This is a genomic window from Rhodococcus sp. PvR099, from assembly GCF_017833315.1.
Taxonomy (GTDB): Bacteria; Actinomycetota; Actinomycetes; order Mycobacteriales; family Mycobacteriaceae; genus Rhodococcus_G; species Rhodococcus_G oryzae.
The window spans coordinates 3,398,192-3,418,595 of sequence record NZ_JAFIBV010000001.1 but is presented as its reverse complement, the minus strand read 5'-3'; the positions used below and the strand labels follow the sequence as shown (position 1 = coordinate 3,418,595).

Sequence of the window (20,404 nt, the reverse complement as noted above, 5' to 3'; positions counted from 1 at the left end):
GCGGCTTCGCCGCCCGTGAGTCCTTCTGGCCCCTGTGCGGGCCAGAAGGACTCACGGGCGCGTCAGCGCTTCAGGAACTCCGTCAGCGCGGCGGTCACCTCGGCCGGTCGTTCCTGGTGGGCGAAGTGGCCGGCGCCCGCGATGGTGTGCAGGCTCCGACCCGGTGCCCACCTGGTGTCGCGGCGCAACGCGGCTGCCAGCACGTACGGGTCCTGGTCCCCGTGGATCTGCAGCACCGGGATGGTCATCACCTGGTTCATCGCCTTCATGAACCGGCGGCCGTCGGGCCGCCACTGGCTGCGGAACGCCCAGCGCTGGTACTCCAGCGAGCAGTGCGCGGCGCCCGGGATCTGGATCGCGGACCTGGCCCGCTCGACGACCTCGGCGAACTCCTCGGTCTGCGGCCATTCCGGACCGGATCGGCCGCGCAGCAGCCTCTCGACCTCGGCGCCGTCCTCGCGGGTCAACGCCCGCTCCGGCCGCCACGGCAGCTGGCAGCGCAGGAACGCAGGCAGGAAGGCGGACCGCTGGGCCCGGTCGGCCAGCACCGATCGCTTGAGCGCGATCGGATGCGGCGAGCTGACGAGGGCGATCGAGCGCACCAGCCGTGGATGCAGCACCGCCGTCGCCCAGCACACCAGGCCTCCGTCGGCGTGGCCGACGAGCGTGGCCTCGGTGTGGCCGAGGGCGCGGATCAGACCGGCAACGTCACCGGCCAGGGTCCAGCCGTCGTAGCCGCGCGGCGGCTTGTCACTGTCCCCGTAGCCGCGCAGATCCAACGCGACCGCGCGGTAGCCGGCGTCCGCGAGGGCCGTCAACTGATGTCGCCAGGACCACCAGAAGTCGGCGAAGCCGTGCAGCAGGACGACCAGCGGTGCACCGGGGTCGGACGGGCCCGCCTCGACCGCGTGGAAGCGGATGCCGTTGGCGTGCACGTCGCGGTGCTGCCACGGGCCGTCGAATCGGACTGTGGAGGGATCCGGGTAGGTCACGGGAGGGGTGATGCTCTCGGTTCGACGCCGGGGCTACGGCGCGGTCCGGCGGGCGTACTCGCCGGGCGTGTAGTCGCCGTGCTTGTAGCTCGACTCCGCGGCGTTCGGCAGCACCGTCGCGGCCTGCCGGAGCGAGTCGATGGTCTTCTCCGGGGCACGCAGCTTGCGCACCCGCAGGTAGCCGAACAGCGCCAGCACCGCTGTGGTCACCACCATCAGCAGGAACACGATGAGGAACGCGAGCCAGCGCGGCGTCCAGACGGCGAGGGTCTCGGCGAGGAAGAAGAAAAAGAAGAAGGAGCTGAACAGCAGGACGGTGAGCGCGAGGAGGAAGAACAGCGAGCCCTGCAGGCCCTTCTTGACCTCGCTGGTCACCTCGGCCTTGGCGAGCGCCACCTCGGCGCGGACCAGGGTGGAGACCTGCGTGGTCGCGTCTTTGACCAGGTTCCCGATGCTGGCGGTACCGGGGGCGTGCGCATCGACGTCGGTGAGCGGGATCGACGTGATGGTGTTGGGCACCCCGTCCCCGGTCAGCCGGTCGTATCTGTCGCCGTTGCGGTCACTGATGCTCACGTCTGCGCCCCTCCAGTGTGTCGTCGTCCGGCTCGCCGGAGTGTGTCGTCGTCCGGCTCGCCGGAATGTGGTCTTTTCTGACCGGTCGCGGAACCGGCCGCGGTGGCGCGCGCCTGGTGGACGCGCCCCCGGCGTAACAGTAGCGCCGAGCCGATCAGCGACGCCGTCAGCGAGGTCAACAGGACCGCAGCCTTCGCCGTCTCCACCTCGGCTCCTTCGAGCGCGAGTTCGGCCACCAGAAGGCTAACGGTGAACCCGATCGCACCGAGCACCGACAGCGCGAACATGTCGCGGAAGCCGAGGTTTCCCGGCTTCGTGGCGATGCCGAGCCGGACCGCGGCCCACGAGACGCCGAAGATGCCGACGGTCTTGCCGACCAGCAGGCCCAGGATGATCGCCAGCGCGATGCGGTCGGTGAACATCGACTCGAGCACCTCTGGACCCAGCGGGACCCCGGAGGCGAACAGGGCGAACACCGGCACGCAGAACCCGGCGGAGAACGGCTGGATCCGGTGCTCGAGCCGGGTCGCGGGGGCCTCCGCCTCGCCCGGGTCCTTGCGCACCCTGGTCAGCAGTCCGATGGCGACGCCCGCGAGGGTGGCGTGGATGCCCGCCTCGTGCATCGAGTACCAGGCGAGCAATGCCAGCGGGACGTACAGCAGCGGGGTGGTGATCCGCCGGTGCTGCGCGTACGCGTAGACGGCCAGGCAGGCGACCGCGCCGAGCAGCCACAGCATCGCGATCGAGGTGGTGAACAGCGCGGCGATGATGATGATCGCGAGCAGGTCGTCGACGACCGCGAGGCTGAGCAGGAACACCCTGGCGCTGGCCGGGATCCTGGACCCGGTCAGCGCGAGCACGCCGAGGGCGAAGGCGATGTCGGTGGCGACCGGGATCGCCCAGGCCTTCTCGATGCCGGGGGTGCCCCAGCCGACCGCCAGCGCGATCAGCGCGGGCAGGATCACGCCGCCGACCGCCGCGATGATCGGCAGCAGGGCCTTCTTGCGGTCGGCGAGCTCGCCGACGACCAACTCGCGTTTGAGCTCGAGGCCCGCGACGAAGAAGAACACCGCCAGCAGGCCGTCCTGGGCCCAGGTGTTCAGGCTCAGGTTCAGATGGATCGCGCTCGGCCCGACCTGAAAGTCCCGCAGGGCGGTGTAGGCGTCGGCCCACGGGGAGTTCGCCCAGATGACCGCGACGGCCGCCGCCACCAGCAGGATCGACCCTCCGACGGTCTCGGTGCGCAGATAGCGGGTCAGTTCGGAGCGGAGCGGTTGGATCACGTCAGGTTCTCCCGAAGGTCGCGGGCGTACAGGTGTGCCATGTGCCGACCAGACTTCCCGGCGCTCCGATGGCAGCTTAACGCGATCTTGATACCGCTCGGCGCAAACACCTCGCGCTGGATTGCCCCGGAAACGGCGGGAGTGATCTGCTTCCTGAGGTTTGGGCGGCGGATGTCCATTCCGTGGAACAGGTGTGCAGGAGAATCGGATGAGCGAAGCCCCGGACGTGCTGGTCGACGAGGCGGTTGCCGCGAAAGACGCGGTGCCCCGTAGTCGGATCGTGGTGGCCAGCATGATCGGCACCTCGATCGAGTTCTACGACTTCTACATCTATGCGACAGCGGCGGTCTCGGTCTTCCCGCACCTGTTCTTCCCCAAGGGGAACGGCACCACCGCGCTGCTGGCCTCGCTGGCCACCTTCGGCCTCGCGTTCGTCGCCCGTCCGCTCGGCTCGATCGTGTTCGGCCACTACGGCGACCGGATCGGCCGCAAGGCCACCCTGGTCGGATCGCTGCTCACCATGGGCATCGCGACGTTCGTCATCGGGCTGCTGCCGACATACCACTCGGTCGGGCTCATCGCCCCCGCGCTGCTGGCCCTGATGCGTTTCTGCCAGGGCCTCGGGCTCGGTGGCGAATGGTCGGGGGCGGCGCTGCTCGCGACCGAGACGGCGAAGTCCGGCAAGCGGGCCTGGGCGGCGATGTGGCCGCAGCTCGGCGCGCCGATCGGGTTCTTCCTGGCCAACGGGCTGTTCCTGATCATCACCCTGTTCATGGGCCACGACAACGCGAACCCCGACCTGGACAGCGCATTCCTGACCTGGGGCTGGCGAATCCCGTTCCTGCTCAGCGCGATCATGGTGATCATCGGCCTGTACGTGCGGCTGAAGCTGGAGGAGACCCCGGTCTTCGCGCGCGCCGTCGAGCGCGGCGAGAAGGTCAAGACCCCGCTGGCGACGGTGTTCAAGACGAGCTGGCGTCAGCTGATCATCGGCACCTTCGTGATGCTCGCGACGTACACCCTCTTCTACATCATGACCACCTGGGTGCTGAGCTACGGCACCGGAAAGACCGTCGCCGCAGGCGGCACCGGGCTCGGCTTCAAGTACTCGGATTTCCTTGTGCTGCAACTGATCGCCGTGTTGTTCTTCGCGGCGGGCGTGCCCATCACCGGCTGGCTCGCGGACCGGTACGGTCGGCGCATCACCCTGCTGGTCGCCACCGGCGCGATCATGGTCTTCGGGCTGACGTTCTCGGTGGCCCTCGACCCCGAGAAGATGACCGACGCTCGGATGCTGGTCTTCCTCATCGTCGGAATGCTGTTGATGGGCTTCACCTTCGGCCCCATGAGTGCGGTGCTGCCGGAGCTGTTCCCGACCAATGTGCGCTACACCGGCTCGGGTATCGCCTACAACACGGCGAGCATCCTGGGTGCGGCGGTGGCGCCGTTCATCGCGACCTGGCTCGCGACCAGTTACGGCGTCGGCTGGGTCGGCATCTACCTGCTCGCGGCGGGCGCCCTGACGTTCGTCGCGCTGCTGGTGATGCGTGAGACCAAGGACACCTCGCTGGACGCGCCCGAGCTCGATCCGCGCGGGGCCGAGCTCTAGGCCTGAACCGTCCGCCGGATCACCACCACCACGCCTGCGCTCACCGCCAGCAGGACCGCAAGGGCGGCGAGCAGGCCCCAGTTCGGGCCCGAGTCGGATGGCGCCGCGTCCCCGTACAGATCCCGCTCCTGTTCGGCGCCGGCCCGGAGTTCCGCCGCCCCCGGATAGCCAGGGGCGAGGGTCAGCACCTGGTCGAAGTCGGCGATGGCGGCGGTGTAGTTGCCGTCGTAGTAGTGCTCGATCCCCGCGCGGTAGGCGGTGTCGGCAGGCCCGAGAGCCGGGGTGACGCCCTTCTCGCGCATCAGATCCGTGAGTCCGCGCGCCGGGGCGACGAAGGCGAACGGCTGTGTCTGCCCATGGATTCCGAAGCTGTTGACCCCGACCGCCACGCCGCCGAGGTCGGCGGTGGGGCCTCCGCTCATGGCCTCGGACACCTCCGCGTCGGTCTGGTAGACCGGGACGATTCCGGTGGCCTTCTTGGCGCTGATCTCGCCGCCCGATACCGCGGGCCGTAGCGACGGCTCGGCCGCGGTATCGGTGTTGCCGGGGAATCCGGCCGACACCACCGGCGTGCCCAGGTCGACGCCGTCATCGGTGCTCAGCTCGGCGGCCGCAAGGCCACCCCGCTGGACCTTGAGCAACGCGACATCCCCCGCGGTGAGCGGCACCAGGCCGGTGACCTCGGCGGGGAGTGCCTCGCCCTCGGCGGTCCCACCGGCGATCACGGTCATGGCGGTGGTTGGGCTCGATCCGGGCTCGTCGCCCTCGACCCGCCAGTTCGACTGGGCGGTCTCGTTCACGAGCGCGGGATCGAGGGTGGGGATCACGTGCACCGCCCAGTCGACCGCGGTTCGCAGGAGGGCCTCGCGGGCGCCCTCGGCGCAGTGGCCTGCCGTGGCCACCCAGCCGTCCGGGTTGACGACGAATCCGCTACAGCGCCAGCCGGTTACGAAGGGGTCTACCTTGATCGGCTGGCCGTCGGGAAAGCGGACCCAGCCCCTGACCTCCGCCTTGACCAGGACGACGGACGGGGTGACGAGGGCCGCCGCGCGTTGCTCCGGGCTCGGCACGGGACGTTCGGGGGATTCCTGGTCGCCGAGCGCGACGGCGGGGGAGCCGACGAGCGCCGCGAGCAGCAGCACGAGCAGGGCGGCGAACCTCGTTCGCCGGCGCCGATCAGGCATGACGGTCTCCGTTCGAGCTCGGACCCGCGGCTCACCCGTGAGCGTCACTCGGCTCGGCACTCGTCATGAATGGGACTGTGGGCCATCGCTGACGGACCCATGGTAGGCCAATCCGGCACGGCCGGGAAGGTTCGCGAGGGCGGCCCGCGACTGGGCCACACGCGAGACGAGACGGCGGTGCCCCCGTGCGTTCGAGCCGCACGGGGGCACCGCCGTGGTGAGGGGAGCGGGGGTCAGTTGCCCCGGATCGCATCGAACACCTTGGGATCGACCAGCGTCGAGGTGTCGCCCAGATCGCGGCCCTCGGCGACGTCGCGGAGCAGTCGGCGCATGATCTTGCCGCTCCTGGTCTTCGGCAGCTCGGGGACGATGGTGATCTGGCGCGGCCGGGCGATCGGGCTGATCTCCGTCGACACCTGGACCTTGAGCTCGGCGATCAGCGTCTCGCCCGTGTTCTCGGCGCCCTCGCGCAGGATCACGAACGCGACGATGCCCTGGCCGGTGGTCTCGTCGGCGGCGCCGACCACCGCGGCCTCGGCCACGCTGTGGTGCCCGACCAGCGCCGACTCGACCTCGGAGGTGGAGATCCGGTGGCCGGAGACGTTCATGACGTCATCCACGCGGCCGAGCACCCAGAGGTCGCCGTCCTCGTCGTAGCGTGCGCCGTCCCCGGCGAAGTACCAGCCCTCCACGGCGTACCGGGACCAGTAGGTGTCCTTGAAGCGCTCCATGTCGCCCCAGATGCCGCGCAGCATCGACGGCCACGGCTGGTCGAGCACCAGGTAGCCGTTGCCACCGGCGCCGAGCGGCTTGGCATCGTCGTCGACGATCTTCGCGGAGATGCCGGGCAGCGGCGCCATCGCGGAGCCCGGCTTGGTGGCCGTGACGCCGGGCAGCGGGGAGATCATGATCGCGCCGGTCTCGGTCTGCCACCAGGTGTCCACGATCGGGCAGCGCTCGCCGCCGATCACGTCGCGGAACCAGCGCCACGCCTCGGGGTTGATCGGCTCGCCGACGCTGCCCAGCAACCGCAGCGAGGACAGGTCGTGCGCGTCGGGGATCTCGCGGCCCCACTTCATGAAGGTTCGGACCAGGGTCGGTGCCGTGTAATAGATACTGACGCCGTACTTCTCGATGATGTTGAAGTGCCGGTGCTCATCCGGCGAGTTCGGGGTGCCCTCGTAGACCACCTGGGTGGTCCGGTTCGACAGCGGCCCGTAGACGATGTAGCTGTGCCCGGTCACCCAGCCGATGTCGGCGGTGCACCAGTAGACGTCCTTGCCCGCCTTGTGGTCGAAGACGTTGTGGTGGGTGTACGACGCCTGGGTGAGGTAGCCGCCGGAGGTGTGGATGATCCCCTTGGGCTTACCCGTGGTGCCCGAGGTGTAGAGGATGAAGAGCGGGTGCTCGGCGTCGAAGGCCTGTGCCTCGTGCTCGGGCGAGGCCGTGGCCACCGTCTCGTGCCACCAGAGGTCGCGGCCCTCGGTCCACTCGACATCGATGTCGGTGCGCTTGACCACCAGCACGTTCTGGACGGATTCCGCGCCGTCGACTGCGGTGTCGACGGCGGTCTTGAGGGGGGCAGCCTGCCCGCGGCGCCACTGTCCGTCGGTGGTGATGACCAGCTTGGCCTCGGCGTCGTCGATCCGCGACCGCAGCGCGGATGCGGAGAAGCCTGCGAAGACAACCGAATGGGTCAGGCCGAGCCGGGCGCAGGCCAGCATCGAGACGATCGCCTCGGGGACCATCGGCATGTAGATGGCGACGCGGTCGCCTGCCACGAGGCCGAGCTCGGTGAAAGTGTTTGCGGCCCTGCTCACCTCGGCGAGCAGGTCGTTGTAGGTGACGTCGCGGCTGTCGCCGGGCTCGCCCTCCCAGTGGATGGCGACCTGGTCGCCGTGGCCGCTCTGGACGTGCCGGTCGACGCAGTTGTACGCGACGTTGAGCTTGCCGCCGACGAACCACTTGGCGACCGGGGCGTCGGACCAGTCAAGGACCTCGCTCCACGGCTCGTGCCAGTGCAGGCGGGAAGCCTGATCGGCCCAGAACCCCAGCCGGTCGGCATCCGCTGCGGCCTGGAGCTCCGGGCCTGCATTCGCGGTCGCGACGAACTCCGCGCTCGGCGGGTAGCTCGTCGCGTGCTCGGCTGCGTTGGTATCGGCGGTGCTACTGGTCATGTCGCCCGTGCCCTCTTTCGGTGATCCTGGGGGCGCTTTTCGCGCCTTTGTGAGGGTAGTCACATGACACGGTGAGCGCATCGTTGCAATAGGTTGCAACCCCCGGATCTGCGGTGATCGGTCCCGTGGGTGCGCCCGATGGTCGACGTGGGCGACGAACGGATCGATCCACCAGGTATCCGGGGCGTTGCGATTGCCCGACGACTTGGTCCCGACCGGGACAAACGCCGGACACCCGGACACTGTGTGGTTAGTCTTCGCGGCATCCACGGTCGGCCGTGTGCGCGCCGCGCTCACCCGGCGTGCCGACGGCGGCGTCTTCGTGTGAACGAACAGGAGGCGACTCTTGAAGTTCCACAGGGTGACCGCACTGACAGCGTTCGCGTTGTCCGGGGCACTGGTGCTGTCCGCGTGTTCGTCGACCTCCGACGGCGGCAGCGGCATGGTCACGGCCAACGGCAGCGAACCCCAGAACCCGCTGATCCCGACGAACACGAACGAGAACGGCGGCGGACGCATCGTCGACCGGCTCTTCGCCGGACTCGAGTCGTACGACGCGAGGGGCAACCTTCAGCACGAGGTCGCCCAGTCGATCGAGACCACGGATTCGAAGTCGTTCGCGATCAAGATCAAACCCGACTGGACCTTCACCGACGGGACACCGGTCACCGCGAAATCCTTCGTGGACGCCTGGAACTACGGCGCCCTCTCGACGAACGCCCAGCTGCAGTCCAGTTTCTTCGAGCCGATCGTCGGCTACGACGAGGTCGCCGCCGGCCCGCCAACCGCGCAGACGATGTCCGGGCTCAAGATCGTCGACGACACCACGTTCACGGTCGACCTCAAGCAGCCGACCGCGGACTTCCGGCTGCGGCTCGGCTTCACCCCGTTCTACCCGTTGCCGGAGGTGGCGTTCCTGGACATGGCCGCGTTCGGCGAGCGGCCGGTCGGAAACGGTCCCTACGAGTTCGCGGACGGCGACGCGTGGCAGCACAACGTCAAGCTGGACCTGGTGCCGAACCCCGACTACCGCGGCAACCGGAGCCCGAACAACGGCGGCCTGAGCTTCGTCTTCTACAGCTCGCTCGACACCGCCTACTCGGACCTACAGGCCGGAAACCTGGACGTCCTCGACACCGTCCCGGAGAGCGCGCTCAGCACCTTCAGGTCGGATCTCGGTGACCGCGCCCTCGAGGCCCCGACCGCGCAGAATGCGCAGATCGGCATCCCGGGAAACCTGCCGCACTTCGCCGGGCCGGAGGGCGGTCTGCGCAGGCAGGCACTGTCGCGGGCGATCGACCGCGGGCAGATCACCCAGCAGATCTTCCAGGGCCTGCGCACGCCCGCGCGCGACTTCACCGCGAGCTCGCTGCCCGGGTTCAACGCGAACCTGCCGGGAGTTCGGGCGCTCGAGTACGACGCGGGGGTCGCGAAGTCGCTGTGGGCGCAGGCCGACGCGCTCTCCCCGTGGAGCGGCCGGTTCGAGATCGCCTACAACTCCGACGGCGGCCACCAGGCGTGGGTCGACGCGGCCGCCAACAGCATCCGGAACACGCTCGGCATCGACGCGGTCGGCGCGCCGTATCCGACGTTCAAGCAGATCAGGACCGAGATCACGAACCGGACCATCGGGTCCGCGTTCCGGTCTGGCTGGCAGGGCGACTACCCGTCGATCCTCGAATTCCTCGAGCCGCAGTTCGTCACCGGTGCCGGCTCCAACGACGAGGACTACTCGAACCCGGCGTTCGACGACCTGGTCCGCGGGGCAGAGGCCGCAACCGACGAGGACGAGTCGTTCGCACTCGCCGGGCAGGCGCAGGAGATCCTGCTCCTGGACCTGCCCGTGCTCCCGCTGTGGGACTACATCACGGCGGCCGGGCACTCCGAGGCGGTGAGCGACGTGCAGATCAGCTGGAACGGCCTGCCGATGTACGAGGCGATCAAGAAGTCCTGACGCCGTGCCACACGGCCGGAAGGAAGTGACCTGGTGGGGTGGTACATCGGGCGGAGACTGCTGCAGATGATCCCCGTGTTCATCGGGGCGACGCTGCTCATCTACGCGATGGTGTTCCTGATCCCGGGCGACCCCATCCAGGCGCTCGCGGGCGACAAGCCGCTCAGCCCCGCCGTGGCCGACCAGCTCCGCGAGCGATACCACCTCGACCGGCCCTTCATCGTGCAGTACCTGCTCTACCTCAAGGGCATCTTCACCCTCGACTTCGGCACCTCGTTCTCCGGCCAGCCGGTGCGGGACGTGCTGGCCAGGGCGTTCCCCGTCACCATCAGGCTCGCGTTCATGGCGATCGTCATCGAGGCCGCGTTCGGCATCTTCTTCGGTGTCATCGCCGGGTTGCGCAAGGGCAAGGCGTTCGACGCGACCCTGCTGGTGCTCAGCCTCTTCATCATCGCGGTGCCGGTATTCGTGATCGGCTTCCTGGCCCAGTTCTTCCTCGGCGTGCGGTGGGGGATCGCCCCGGTCACCGTCGGTGCCGATGCCAGCTTCTCGAGACTTCTGGTGCCCGCCATCGTGCTTGGCCTGGTCTCCTTCGCGTACGTGCTGCGGCTGACCAGGACATCCGTGGCCGAGAACAAGGACGCCGATCACGTCCGCACCGCCACAGCCAAGGGCTTGAGTCGTCGCCGCGTCGTGGTGGTGCACATCCTGCGCAACTCGCTGATCCCGGTGGTCACCTTTCTCGGCGCCGACCTGGGAGCGCTGATGGCGGGCGCGATCGTCACCGAGGGCATCTTCAACATCAACGGCGTCGGCGGCACGATCTACCAGGCCGTGATCCGTGGCGAGGCCCCGACCGTGGTGTCCTTCGTGACGGTGCTGGTGGTCGTGTTCCTGGTGGCCAACCTGCTGGTGGACCTGCTGTACGCCGCGCTCGACCCGAGGATTCGCTATGCCTGATCCGGACCTCCCCGGGACACCCGATCGCGCATCCCCGCAGGCGCGCGCCGGGCAGAACTACTTCGTCGCCGGACCGGACGAGGTGGAGGCGCTCGGCGTCGATCGGCTCGACGAGGCCTCGCCGCCGACCAGCATGTGGCGCGATGCCTGGCGCGGACTGCGGCGCAACCCGATGTTCCTCGTCTCGGCCCTGCTGATCCTCTTCGTCCTCGTTGTGGTCGCGGTGCCCGGACTGTTCACGGGTCAGGACCCGCGAATGTGTCTGGGGCAGAACAGCATGCGGGGACCGGGCGCCGGGCATCCGTTCGGGTTCGACCTGCAGGGTTGCGACATCTTCGCCCGCACCGTGTACGGCGCGCGGGCCTCGGTGCTCACCGGCGTCGGCGCGACCGCGATCTTCCTGCTCATCGGTGGCACCGTCGGTGCCCTCGCAGGGTTCTACGGCGGCCGGCTCGATGCGGTCGTCTCCCGGATCACCGATGTCTTCTTCGGCATCCCGCTCATCCTCGCGGCGATCGTGATGATGCAGCTGTTCCGGAACCGGAGCATCTGGACGGTGATGCTGATCCTGGCCCTGTTCGCCTGGCCGCACGTGGCCAGGATCGCGAGGGGTTCGGTCATCTCGGTGCGCGGCAACGACTTCGTGCTCGCGGCGACGGCGCTGGGCGTCTCCCGATTCCGCATCCTGTTGCGGCACGTGCTCCCCAACGCGGTCGGTCCGGTGATCGTGGTGACCACGATCTGGCTCGGCGTCTTCATCGTCACCGAGGCGACGCTGTCCTATCTGGGCATCGGGCTGCCGCCGAGCGTGGTGTCCTGGGGAGGGGACATCAGCACCGGTCAGAGCCGACTGAGGTCCGGTTCGGGGATCATCTTCTACCCCGCGGCGGCGCTGGCGGTCACGGTCCTTGGCTTCATCATGCTCGGCGACGCCCTGCGCGATGCGCTCGATCCGAAGGCGAGGAAGCGATGATCGAGCTCATGTGCGAGCCGAGGAAGCAATGATCGAGCTCATGTGCGAGCGGAGGAAGCGATGAGAGACCGCGAGCCCGGTCCGCTGCTCGATATCCGCGACCTCAGCGTCGACTTCCGCTCCGGCGGTCGCACGGTACCCGCGGTGCGCGGGGTGAGCCTGACCGCCTACCCGGGGCAGACCGTGGCGATCGTGGGGGAGTCGGGCTCCGGCAAGTCGACCGTGGCCCACGCCATCATCGGCCTGCTGCCGGGTACAGGAATTGTCACCTCGGGGGAGATCCGTTTCGACGGGAGGGACCTGGTCGGGGCGTCGAAGGCGGACCTGGTGGCGGTCCGGGGTCGCGGCATCGGGCTGGTTCCGCAGGACCCGATGTCGAACCTGAATCCGGTGTGGAAGATCGGCTTTCAGATCGCGGAAACCCTGGCGGCCAACGGGATCGCGAGGGGGAAGGCGGCCAGGGCGCGAGCGGTCGAGCTGCTCGCCGAGGCGGGCCTACCGGATGCGGGGCACCGGGTCGATCAGTATCCGCACGAGTTCTCGGGCGGTATGTGCCAGCGTGCGCTCATCGCCATCGGGCTGTCCTGCCGGCCGAAGCTGCTGATCGCGGACGAGCCGACCTCCGCCCTTGACGTGACGGTGCAGCGGCAGATCCTCGACCATCTCGCCGGGCTCACCGGCGAACTCGGCACGGCCGTGCTGCTGATCACGCACGACCTGGGCCTGGCGGCGGAACGGGCCGAGCATCTGGTGGTCATGCACCAGGGGCGGGTCGTCGAATCCGGACCGGCCCGCCAGATCCTCGGCGATCCGCGGCACGCATATACCCGGAAACTGGTGTCCGCCGCGCCGTCCCTGGCCTCGCAGCAACTCGAGTCCGTCCGGGCCCGCGCGCGGATCCGGGCGCGCGCCGTGGAGGTGGCCGAACACGCCGCGGCGGCGGACGGCGGGCCCCTGCCGGCAGGCGGCGACGTCATGGTGGCCTCGGACCTGGTCAAGGAATTCAGGACCCGGGGCGGTGCGCCGTGGCGACACACCGAATTCACGGCGGTCGACTCCGTGTCCTTCCGCCTCGAGCGCGGCACCACGACGGCGATCGTCGGTGAGTCCGGGTCGGGTAAATCGACTGTGGCGCATATGGTTCTGGGGCTGATGAAGCCGACCTCGGGGACCGTCACCTTCGAGGGACGCGACCTGGCGGAGTTCGATGCGAAGTCCGCATTCGCATTCCGGCGCCAGGTGCAGCCGATTTTCCAGAATCCGTACGGATCGCTTGACCCGATGTACTCGATCTACCGCACCGTCGAGGAGCCGCTGCGCACCCACCGGGTGGGGGACAGGGGCGAGCGGGAGCGGATCGTGCGTGACCTGCTGGACAGGGTGTCGCTGCCGAGCTCGGTGCTGCGGCGGTACCCCAACGAACTCTCCGGTGGCCAGCGGCAACGGGTGGCGATCGCGCGGGCGCTGGCACTGGGGCCCGCGGTGCTCGTCTGCGACGAGGCGGTCTCGGCGCTGGACGTGCTCGTGCAGGCGCAGATCCTGAACCTGCTGGGCAATCTGCAGGCTCAGCTCGGCCTGTCGTACCTGTTCATCTCACACGATCTGGCGGTGGTGCGGCAGATCGCCGACGACGTGGTGGTGATGAGCAGGGGCCGGGTGGTCGAGGCCGCCACGACGGTGGAGGTGTTCGACAACCCGCAGCACGAATACACCAGGAGGCTGCTCGAGGCGATCCCCGGTCGCGATCTCGTCCGGGGTCCTGAGACCGAACGGTCTGGCTCATCTGACGTGCACGGTGGTTCAGTGGAGGGGTGGACCAGCATCTGAGTGTGCTCACCCTCGGCGTCGTCGACCCGGCGCGATCGCACGCGTTCTACGTCGGCGGACTGGGATGGACGCCGACGCTCTACGTCCAGGGCGAGGTGCTGTTCCTGCAGATCGGCTCCGGCATGCTGCTCTCGCTGTGGTCGGTCGACGAGATGGTGCGGGAGGCCGGGCCGACGGCGCCGGTGGCGGGCGAGCAGGGTCGGGCCCCCATCACCCTCGGTCACAACGTCGGCAGCCCGGGGGAGGTGGACGAGGTCCTCGCGACCGCGGCGCGAGTAGGGGGAACGGTGCTGGTGCCGGGTGCCCAGCGGGCCTGGGGCGGGTACAGCGGGTACTTCACCGATCCGGACGGCTACCGCTGGGAGATCGCGCACAACCCGGGCCTGGTGGTGCACGAGGGCGGTCGCGTCACCATCGGGGAGGCCGGCCCCGCGGGCGCGGGGGACCGATAGCCGTGCCGCCCGGCCTCCTCGCTCGCGTGACCGATGGGGCCGCCGGGTAGCGTTGAGCAGCGTGAACGACCCCCTGCAGCCCCTGGTGGACCTGCCCGGCGTGCGCGAAGCCGCCGACCGGGCACGCGATGCGCTCGGCGAGGTGCACCGGCACAAGACCAATCGCCGTGGTTGGCCGACGACCGCGGCCGAGGCGGCCATCCGCGCAGCGCGGGCGTCCGCGTCCATCGACGGGGGCAGCACCGAACTGCCCGCCGAGGGCGAGGAGGGCGACCCGATCCTGGCGGGTGCGCTGCGGGTGGCCCAGGCCATCGACGGCGACGCGCTCACCATCATGGTGCCGACCTGGCAGCGGGCGCCGCTCCAGGCGCTGGCCCGGCTGCACCTGCTCGCGGCGGCCGACCTGGTCACCGACCAGTCCACGCTGGGCCGACCGCGGACGGACCCCGGGGTCGCGGAGCGGCTCGACGGTCTCGCACAGTTGGTCACCGGCGGAACGAAGGCGCCCGCTCCGGTCCTGGCGGCCGTGGTGCACGGGGAGTTGTTGTCGTTGTCCCCGTTCGGTGCCGCCGACGGGGTCGTCGCGCGGGCCGCGTCCCGACTGGTGGCGGCGTCGACCGGGCTGGATCCCCACAATCTGGGTGTGCCCGAGGTGAGTTGGCTGCGGCGGCAGCAGGCGTACCGCGACGGTGTCACGGGCTTCGCGTCGGGAACCGCAGAGGGTGTCGGCAGCTGGGTGATCCTGTGCTGCGGCGCGATGGAGGCCGGGGCGCGGGAGGCCATGTCGATCGCGGACGCCGCGGCCGCGGGCTGATCCGCTCGGGGTCGGACTTCGTCTGGGAGGCAACGGCACTGGGCTCGGTGCGTCAACGGCCCCGGACGCAATGCGAGCGGCGCTGCCGACTCTCGTCGACTTCGCCGCCCGCTAGCACGGATCGCCGGGTTACCAAGCGTGCTTTGGTGGGTTGTGTGTCCGGCCTCGGCGTAGGCTCGAGCATCGTCAGTTCGCCTCTGCAACTCGTGCAAGGTCCTCGCTGCCGAATGTCCGAGTCACGCAGGCCCACAACGCTGCTGCCCTTATAGTGGCTTGCGGCTCCGCGTGGGTGCCTGGTGTCCGTGCTGGGACTTCGCGGCCGGGAGACCGATCCTTCTCTTCCGGGTCGACCTTGGCCTGCCGTTCATCCGTAACTCCTTTGTACCCTGTGACCGCACTCGCTTCAAGGGGTTCGCACACCTGGATTGATCCCAGTCTTCGGTCCAGGTCAGCGCCGACGGCGCAGCATTCCGTACGTCAGCGCGCCTGCCGCCAACGCGCCGAAGCCGACCGCTGCTGTCGCGGCGACGGTGGATCTCGACGGCGGCTGTAGGCGGGCCCGCAGGGATACCGGATTGGAGAAAGTCAGTATGGGCCAACCATTTCCGGCGGCCTCCTTTCGAAGGGCGCGGTCCGGGTTGACGGCGGTGGGGTGGCCGACCGCGGCGAGCATCGGTAGGTCGGTCACCGAATCCGAGTAGGCGAAACTCCGATCGAGATCGTAGTTCTCCCTCAGCGCCAGTGCGCGGATCGCGTCGACCTTGCCCTCGCCGTAGCAGTAGAAGTCGACCTCGCCGGTGAAGCGCCCGTCCTTGACCTCCATCCGGGTCGCGGCGGCGTGGTCGGCCCCGAGGGCTTCCGCGATCGGAGACACCACCTCCTCACCCGAAGCCGACACCACGATGACATCGTGGCCGCGGAGCTTGTGGTCGGCGATCAGATCGGCCGCCTCGGCGAACACGAGCGGGTCGACGATGTCGTGCAGCGTCTCGGCGACCACCGCGCGCACCTGCTCCACGTCCCAGCCTGCGCACATATTGGTCAGGTGGGTGCGCATTCGCTCCATCTGGTCGTGGTCGGCGCCCGCGAGCAGGAAGAGGAACTGGGCGTAACTGCTCTTGAGGACGGAGCGTCGATTGATCAGGCCCTGGTCGAAAAAGGGCTTGCTGAACGCGAGCGTGCTCGACTTTGCGATGATCGTCTTGTCCAGGTCGAAGAACGCCGCGACCCGGCCGTTCCCGGGCTGTCTGTTCGCCTCTGCGGTCACGGAATCCAGGATAGAGCCCCCAGGTGAATCGTGGATCGGAGCGCGATTCTCAGTGTTCACCTTCGGATCTCCGACAGGAAATTCGAATTTGCAAACTCGGATCGCGGCGGGTGTAGTATCAAAATCACCTGGACTTGATCTGGGTGTGTTCAGCCCGACCCCCCGGGGCTGAACTCTGAAGACCCCCGCCTCCTCCCCCCCTGGCGGGGGTCTTCCTCCATTTTCTGGCCGTCCGGGCCTCGTCCTCTCCCGCGTCGACGCGGTCGTTCCGCACGGTGCTCGACGCCGGAGTGGTTCGCGGATACCGGAATCCATCCCCAGGCCCGATTCTGTCCACATTCGGCGAGATCTCCGGCCTGCGGTGCCGTCCGGTCGCGCAGGCTCGTCGGTATGGAACCCCCACATGCATCGGGTGCCCCGCATCCGCCGAATGTCCGGCCGGTCCTCGCGGTGCTCGCGGAGGACGGCCTGTCCCTGAGCGTGCGCCGTGCCGCGGCCGCGGCCGACCGCGCCCTGGACGAGCGGGTGCTCCCGATTCCCCGGCAGGTGTGGGACGGCGCGGCGTCGATCACGCTGGATCCGGCCGCCGCCCGGGCCTGCGCCGCCGACGCGTTGCCGCGCAGGTCGGCCGTCCATGTGGTGTGCTCGGGCCCGCCCGGCCTCCTCGAGTGGCAGGCCGCCGCCGCGGTGGGGGCGGAGTCCGTCCTCGTCCTGCCCGCCGATGAACCCGCCCTGGTCGAGTCGCTGGCGCAGCGGCGCGACCGCGCGGTGGCGGGTGGCTCGGTGGTCGCCGTGGTCGGTGGCTGTGGCGGTGCCGGGGCGTCCACCCTGGCCGCGGCGATCGCGCTGACCGGCCCCGCCCGGAGGGCCGGGAGTCGCGCGTTGCTGGTGGATGCCGATCCGCAGGGCGGTGGCCTCGACCTGCTGCTCGGTCTCGAGGATCGCCCGGGGCTGCGCTGGCCGGCGGTGGTCGTCGAGGGCGGGCGGGTGTCGGCGGCCGCACTGCACGACGCCTTGCCCGGCGCGGGTGCCGGGGTGGCCGTGCTGTCCTGCGGGCGTGGCGGGGACGCGGGACGGCCGTCGGCGGCGGCGATGCGGGCGATGGTCGAATCGGGCTGCGGTGCCGGTGATCTCGTGGTGTGTGATGTCGGACGAGGCCTAGGCGACCTGGCCGCCGTGGTGTTCGACCTGGCCGATCTGGTGGCGGTCGTCGTGCCCGCCCAGGTGCGGTCGGCGGCGGCGGCCGAATCCGTGGTGGCCGCGGCACGCACCAGGAATCCGAACGTGGGCGTGGTGGTGCGCGGTCCGGCGCCCGGTGGGCTGCGCGGCGCGGACGTCGGTGAGCTCCTCGGGCTCCCGGTGCTCGCGGTGATGCGGCCGCAGCCCCGGCTGTCGGCTGCCCTCGAGCGCGGCGGCCTGCGGCTGCGCAGGCGATCGCCGTTGGCCGTGGGCGCGCGGGCGGTCCTCGAGGTGCTCGGGCCCGGCGCCGGGGGGCGGGCCGCGTGAGCTCCCTGGTCTCGCCCGAACTCCTGGACCGGGTCAGGGAGCGATTGTCGCGGACGTCGGCGCAGCCCAGCCCGGCGATGGTGGCGGCCGCGATCCGGGCGGAGGCCTCCGGGGTGCTCGGGGACACGGACCTGCTCGACGCGCTGCAGGTGCTGCAGACCGAGCTCACCGGTGCCGGAGCGCTGGAACCGCTTCTCGCACAGCCGGATGTCTCCGACGTCCTGGTCGCCGGGCCGGACCAGGTCTGGGTGGACCGGGGCTCGGGTCTCGAGCGGGCCCCGGTCCGGTTCGCCGATGAGGCCGCGGTGCGGCGGCTGGCGCAGCGCCTTGCGCTGGCGGCGGGAAGGCGACTCGACGACGCCCAGCCCTGGGTGGACGGCCGCCTGCCGGCGGCGGCGGGGGCCGGGTTCGGGGTGCGGTTGCACGCGGTGCTCGCCCCGCTCGCTTACGGCGGGACCTGCGTGTCGTTGCGGGTGCTGCGGCCCGCGACGCAGGGTCTCGACGCGCTCTGCTCGGGCGGCACGGTGCCCGCCGAGGCCCGTGAACTGCTCGTGCGGATCGTCGCCGCCCGGCTGGCGTTCCTGGTCGTCGGCGGGACGGGCGCGGGCAAGACCACCCTGCTCGCGGCGTTGCTGGCGCAGGTCGACCGCCGTGAGCGGATCGTCTGCGTGGAGGACGCGGCCGAGCTGGCACCGACTCACCCGCACGTGGTGCGGCTGGTCGCCCGTGCCCCGAACGTCGAGGGGGTCGGCGAGGTGACGGTCCGGCAACTGGTGCGGCAGGCGCTCCGGATGCGGCCGGACCGCATCGTGGTCGGGGAGGTGCGCGGCGGCGAGGTGGTAGACCTCCTCACCGCGTTGAACACCGGTCACGACGGCGGGGCCGGCACCGTGCACGCGAACTCGCCGGAGGAGGTGCCCGCCCGGTTGGAGGCATTGGCGGCGCTCGGCGGCCTGGACCGCGCCGCCCTGCACAGCCAGCTCGCGGCCGCGGTACAGGTGGTGCTGCACGTACACCGTGCGGCGGACGGCAGGCGCAGGCTCGCTCAGATCGGCGTGCTGGATCGGGACGAGCGCGGGCAGGTCGGCGTGTTGCCGGCATGGACCCCGACCGCCGAGAGCTGTCCGGGAGCGCACCGCCTCGCGGACCTGCTCGAGCGACGCGGCGTCGGGGCGGGGTCGTGGTGATCGCGGCGCTGACGGTCGCCGAGCTCGCGCTGGTCGTCGCGCCCACCACCAGGACGATGACGAGGCTGAGCCCACCGCGTCGCGGCGCAGGGCTGCGGGGACATGCCCGGTTGTGGGCGGCCGTGGTGCTCGGATCGATTGCCGCCGTGATGATCTACGCGCCGACGGCGGGGTGTGCGGGTGCCGCGCTCACGCTGACGACCGCGTATCGACGCGCACGCCGTCGCCGCGAGGGCACGCGGTACGCGGAACTGTGCGGGCTGCTCGGCTGCCTGGAGGCGGCGACGGGGGAGCTGCGGGTGGGCGCCCATCCGGCGAACGCCTGCACCACGGCGGCGAGGGAATCGAGTGGTGCGGCGGCTGATGCGTTCCGGGCCGCCGCGGCCCGCGCCCGGCTCGGGGGCAGCGCCGCCGACGGATTGCAGGGCGCAGGGAGCGCGATCGACGCCGAGTTGGCGCGGGTGTCGGCGGCATGGCGGGTGGCCGACCGGTACGGCGTCGCGCTGGCGGACCTGCTCGATGCGGTCCGCGCGGACCTGGTGGGGCGCATCAGGTTCCGGGATCGGGTGGAGGCGGGGCTGTCGGGGGCAAGGGCCACGGCGGCGGTGCTCGCCTGCCTGCCGTTGCTGGGGATCGCGCTGGGCCAGTTGATGGGCGCGAGCCCACTGCGGGTACTGCTGTCCGGCGGTCTCGGGGGGACGCTGCTGGTGCTCGGCACGTTGTTCGTCTGCGCAGGCCTGCTCTGGACGGACCGCATCACCGGGCGGGTGACCCGATGAGCGCCGCGGTGGCGGTGCTGTTGGCGGCCGCAGCGCTCGCCACTCCCGGTGCCGGTTCGGCGGCGACGCGGCTGCGGGGAACGGTGGCGGCGCCCGCCGGCCGGGCCGAGCGTGCGCGGCACCGCGAGGCCACCGATCCCATGGCGATCGCCGCCGGATTCGACCTCCTGGCCGCGTGCCTGCAGTCGGGGATGCCCGTCGCCGCGGTGGCGGAGGCGGTCGCGGTGTCCGCTCCGGAGCCGCTGGGCAGCGCACTCGACTCGGCCGCGAACCTGCTGGCCCTCGGCGCGGAGCCCGAGATCGCCTGGGAGCGTGCGGCGGCGCACCCGGAGACGGAGGGGCTCGCGCGGATGGCTCGCCGTTCCTCGCGGTCCGGCGCGGCCTTTGCGGGGGCGGTGGCCGAGTTGGCGGCGCAGCGCAGGCTCGCGCTCGAGGACAGGGCGGTGGCCGCGGCGGAGCGGGCGGGTGTGCTGATCAGCGGTCCGCTCGGGCTGTGTTTCCTGCCCGCCTTCCTCTGCCTCGGAATCGTCCCGGTGGTGGTCGGTCTGGCCACCCGGGTGCTGAGCGGCGGTGTGCTGTGAGTCGGCGCAGTCGCAGGGCCGAGAGAACCCGTCGCGGAGATACCGCGACGGTGATCGAGAGGGGGGAACATTATGGTGACCAAGGGGATTGGCGCGCTGCGCACCCGATTGCTGCTCGCGGCGGCCGCCGAGGACGGCATGTCGACCGCGGAGTACGCGATCGGCACCATTGCCGCGGCGGCATTCGGGGCGGTGCTGTATTCGGTGGTGACGGGCGACTCCATCGTGACTGCGCTGACCGGGATCATCGACAAGGCACTGAACACCGCGGTCTGAACGATGTCGG

Annotated in this window: 18 protein-coding genes; 12 read left to right on the top strand and 6 right to left on the bottom strand. The window is 70.3% G+C overall.

The window, feature by feature from the left end; translation table 11 throughout:
- Positions 1-62: 62 nt before the first annotated feature.
- From JOE46_RS15615 to nhaA, 3 genes are read right to left on the bottom strand one after another with little or no spacing between them, the layout of a single operon-like run.
- Positions 63-992, bottom strand: coding sequence for an alpha/beta fold hydrolase (locus JOE46_RS15615; RefSeq protein ID WP_097212827.1), 930 nt, complete (start codon positions 990-992; stop codon positions 63-65).
- A gap of 33 nt (positions 993-1,025) precedes the next feature.
- Complete coding sequence (locus JOE46_RS15610) at positions 1,026-1,559, bottom strand: phage holin family protein (RefSeq protein WP_077043945.1); 534 nt, start codon at positions 1,557-1,559, stop codon at positions 1,026-1,028.
- A 2-nt stretch (positions 1,560-1,561) separates the two neighbouring features.
- Positions 1,562-2,848 carry a Na+/H+ antiporter NhaA gene (gene nhaA / locus JOE46_RS15605; RefSeq protein ID WP_097212829.1) on the bottom strand — a complete coding sequence of 429 codons (1,287 nt, stop codon included), beginning with the start codon at positions 2,846-2,848 and terminating at the stop codon, positions 1,562-1,564.
- A gap of 208 nt (positions 2,849-3,056) precedes the next feature.
- Between nhaA and JOE46_RS15600 the strand changes: the two genes are divergently transcribed.
- Positions 3,057-4,457 carry an MFS transporter gene (locus JOE46_RS15600; protein WP_209927805.1) on the top strand — a complete coding sequence of 467 codons (1,401 nt, stop codon included), beginning with the start codon at positions 3,057-3,059 and terminating at the stop codon, positions 4,455-4,457.
- Here the strand turns inward: JOE46_RS15600 and JOE46_RS15595 are convergent.
- Positions 4,454-5,641 (bottom strand): serine protease, encoded by a 1,188-nt coding sequence (locus JOE46_RS15595; protein ID WP_097212832.1) that lies wholly within the window; start codon positions 5,639-5,641, stop codon positions 4,454-4,456. The two genes, JOE46_RS15600 and JOE46_RS15595, sit on opposite strands and share 4 nt — an antisense overlap.
- Before the next feature lie 233 nt (positions 5,642-5,874).
- Complete coding sequence (acs, locus tag JOE46_RS15590) at positions 5,875-7,818, bottom strand: acetate--CoA ligase (protein WP_097212833.1); 1,944 nt, start codon at positions 7,816-7,818, stop codon at positions 5,875-5,877.
- A 361-nt stretch (positions 7,819-8,179) separates the two neighbouring features.
- On the opposite strand from acs, the gene JOE46_RS15585 reads away from it, so the two are divergent.
- The 6 genes from JOE46_RS15585 (at position 8,180) to JOE46_RS15560 (ending at position 14,798) form a co-directional block, all read left to right on the top strand.
- Positions 8,180-9,772: an ABC transporter substrate-binding protein gene (locus JOE46_RS15585; RefSeq protein ID WP_374102898.1), complete on the top strand. Its 1,593-nt coding sequence runs from the start codon at positions 8,180-8,182 to the stop codon at positions 9,770-9,772.
- Between the two features lie 33 nt (positions 9,773-9,805).
- Complete coding sequence (locus JOE46_RS15580) at positions 9,806-10,732, top strand: ABC transporter permease (protein ID WP_097212836.1); 927 nt, start codon at positions 9,806-9,808, stop codon at positions 10,730-10,732.
- Positions 10,725-11,705 carry an ABC transporter permease gene (locus JOE46_RS15575; RefSeq protein WP_209927801.1) on the top strand — a complete coding sequence of 327 codons (981 nt, stop codon included), beginning with the start codon at positions 10,725-10,727 and terminating at the stop codon, positions 11,703-11,705. The genes JOE46_RS15580 and JOE46_RS15575 overlap by 8 nt, the downstream gene beginning before the upstream one ends.
- A gap of 60 nt (positions 11,706-11,765) precedes the next feature.
- On the top strand, positions 11,766-13,532 hold the full coding sequence (locus JOE46_RS15570) for an ABC transporter ATP-binding protein (RefSeq protein ID WP_209927799.1): 1,767 nt from the start codon (positions 11,766-11,768) through the stop codon (positions 13,530-13,532).
- On the top strand, positions 13,517-13,984 hold the full coding sequence (locus JOE46_RS15565) for a VOC family protein (RefSeq protein ID WP_097212839.1): 468 nt from the start codon (positions 13,517-13,519) through the stop codon (positions 13,982-13,984). The genes JOE46_RS15570 and JOE46_RS15565 overlap by 16 nt, the downstream gene beginning before the upstream one ends.
- A gap of 61 nt (positions 13,985-14,045) precedes the next feature.
- Positions 14,046-14,798: an oxidoreductase gene (locus JOE46_RS15560; RefSeq protein ID WP_097212840.1), complete on the top strand. Its 753-nt coding sequence runs from the start codon at positions 14,046-14,048 to the stop codon at positions 14,796-14,798.
- Positions 14,799-15,246: 448 nt separating this feature from the next.
- Here JOE46_RS15560 and JOE46_RS15555 read toward each other — a convergent pair whose 3' ends face one another.
- Complete coding sequence (locus JOE46_RS15555) at positions 15,247-16,074, bottom strand: HAD-IB family hydrolase (RefSeq protein WP_245221853.1); 828 nt, start codon at positions 16,072-16,074, stop codon at positions 15,247-15,249.
- A 381-nt stretch (positions 16,075-16,455) separates the two neighbouring features.
- Between JOE46_RS15555 and ssd the strand changes: the two genes are divergently transcribed.
- From ssd to JOE46_RS15530, 5 genes are all read left to right on the top strand, one after another.
- Complete coding sequence (gene ssd / locus JOE46_RS15550; RefSeq protein ID WP_209927796.1) at positions 16,456-17,571, top strand: septum site-determining protein Ssd; 1,116 nt, start codon at positions 16,456-16,458, stop codon at positions 17,569-17,571.
- Complete coding sequence (locus tag JOE46_RS15545; RefSeq protein WP_209927794.1) at positions 17,568-18,758, top strand: TadA family conjugal transfer-associated ATPase; 1,191 nt, start codon at positions 17,568-17,570, stop codon at positions 18,756-18,758. Before ssd ends, JOE46_RS15545 begins: the two co-directional genes overlap by 4 nt.
- On the top strand, positions 18,755-19,537 hold the full coding sequence (locus JOE46_RS15540; protein ID WP_307861350.1) for a type II secretion system F family protein: 783 nt from the start codon (positions 18,755-18,757) through the stop codon (positions 19,535-19,537). Before JOE46_RS15545 ends, JOE46_RS15540 begins: the two co-directional genes overlap by 4 nt.
- Complete coding sequence (locus JOE46_RS15535; RefSeq protein ID WP_209927790.1) at positions 19,534-20,118, top strand: type II secretion system F family protein; 585 nt, start codon at positions 19,534-19,536, stop codon at positions 20,116-20,118. Before JOE46_RS15540 ends, JOE46_RS15535 begins: the two co-directional genes overlap by 4 nt.
- A 72-nt stretch (positions 20,119-20,190) precedes the next feature.
- Positions 20,191-20,394, top strand: a complete 204-nt coding sequence (locus JOE46_RS15530; protein ID WP_097212846.1) for a DUF4244 domain-containing protein — start codon at positions 20,191-20,193, stop codon at positions 20,392-20,394.
- Positions 20,395-20,404: the final 10 nt, after the last annotated feature.

Bases quoted from the DNA above. Each gene is read 5' to 3' on its own strand.
- JOE46_RS15600 (WP_209927805.1), top strand. From the start codon at position 3,057: ATGAGCGAAGCCCCGGACGTGCTGGTCGACGAGGCGGTTGCCGCGAAA.
- JOE46_RS15595 (WP_097212832.1), bottom strand. From the start codon at position 5,641: ATGCCTGATCGGCGCCGGCGAACGAGGTTCGCCGCCCTGCTCGTGCTG.
- acs (WP_097212833.1), bottom strand. From the start codon at position 7,818: ATGACCAGTAGCACCGCCGATACCAACGCAGCCGAGCACGCGACGAGC.
- JOE46_RS15575 (WP_209927801.1), top strand. From the start codon at position 10,725: ATGCCTGATCCGGACCTCCCCGGGACACCCGATCGCGCATCCCCGCAG.
- JOE46_RS15570 (WP_209927799.1), top strand. From the start codon at position 11,766: ATGAGAGACCGCGAGCCCGGTCCGCTGCTCGATATCCGCGACCTCAGC.
- ssd (WP_209927796.1), top strand. From the start codon at position 16,456: ATGGAACCCCCACATGCATCGGGTGCCCCGCATCCGCCGAATGTCCGG.
- JOE46_RS15535 (WP_209927790.1), top strand. From the start codon at position 19,534: ATGAGCGCCGCGGTGGCGGTGCTGTTGGCGGCCGCAGCGCTCGCCACT.
- JOE46_RS15530 (WP_097212846.1), top strand. From the start codon at position 20,191: ATGGTGACCAAGGGGATTGGCGCGCTGCGCACCCGATTGCTGCTCGCG.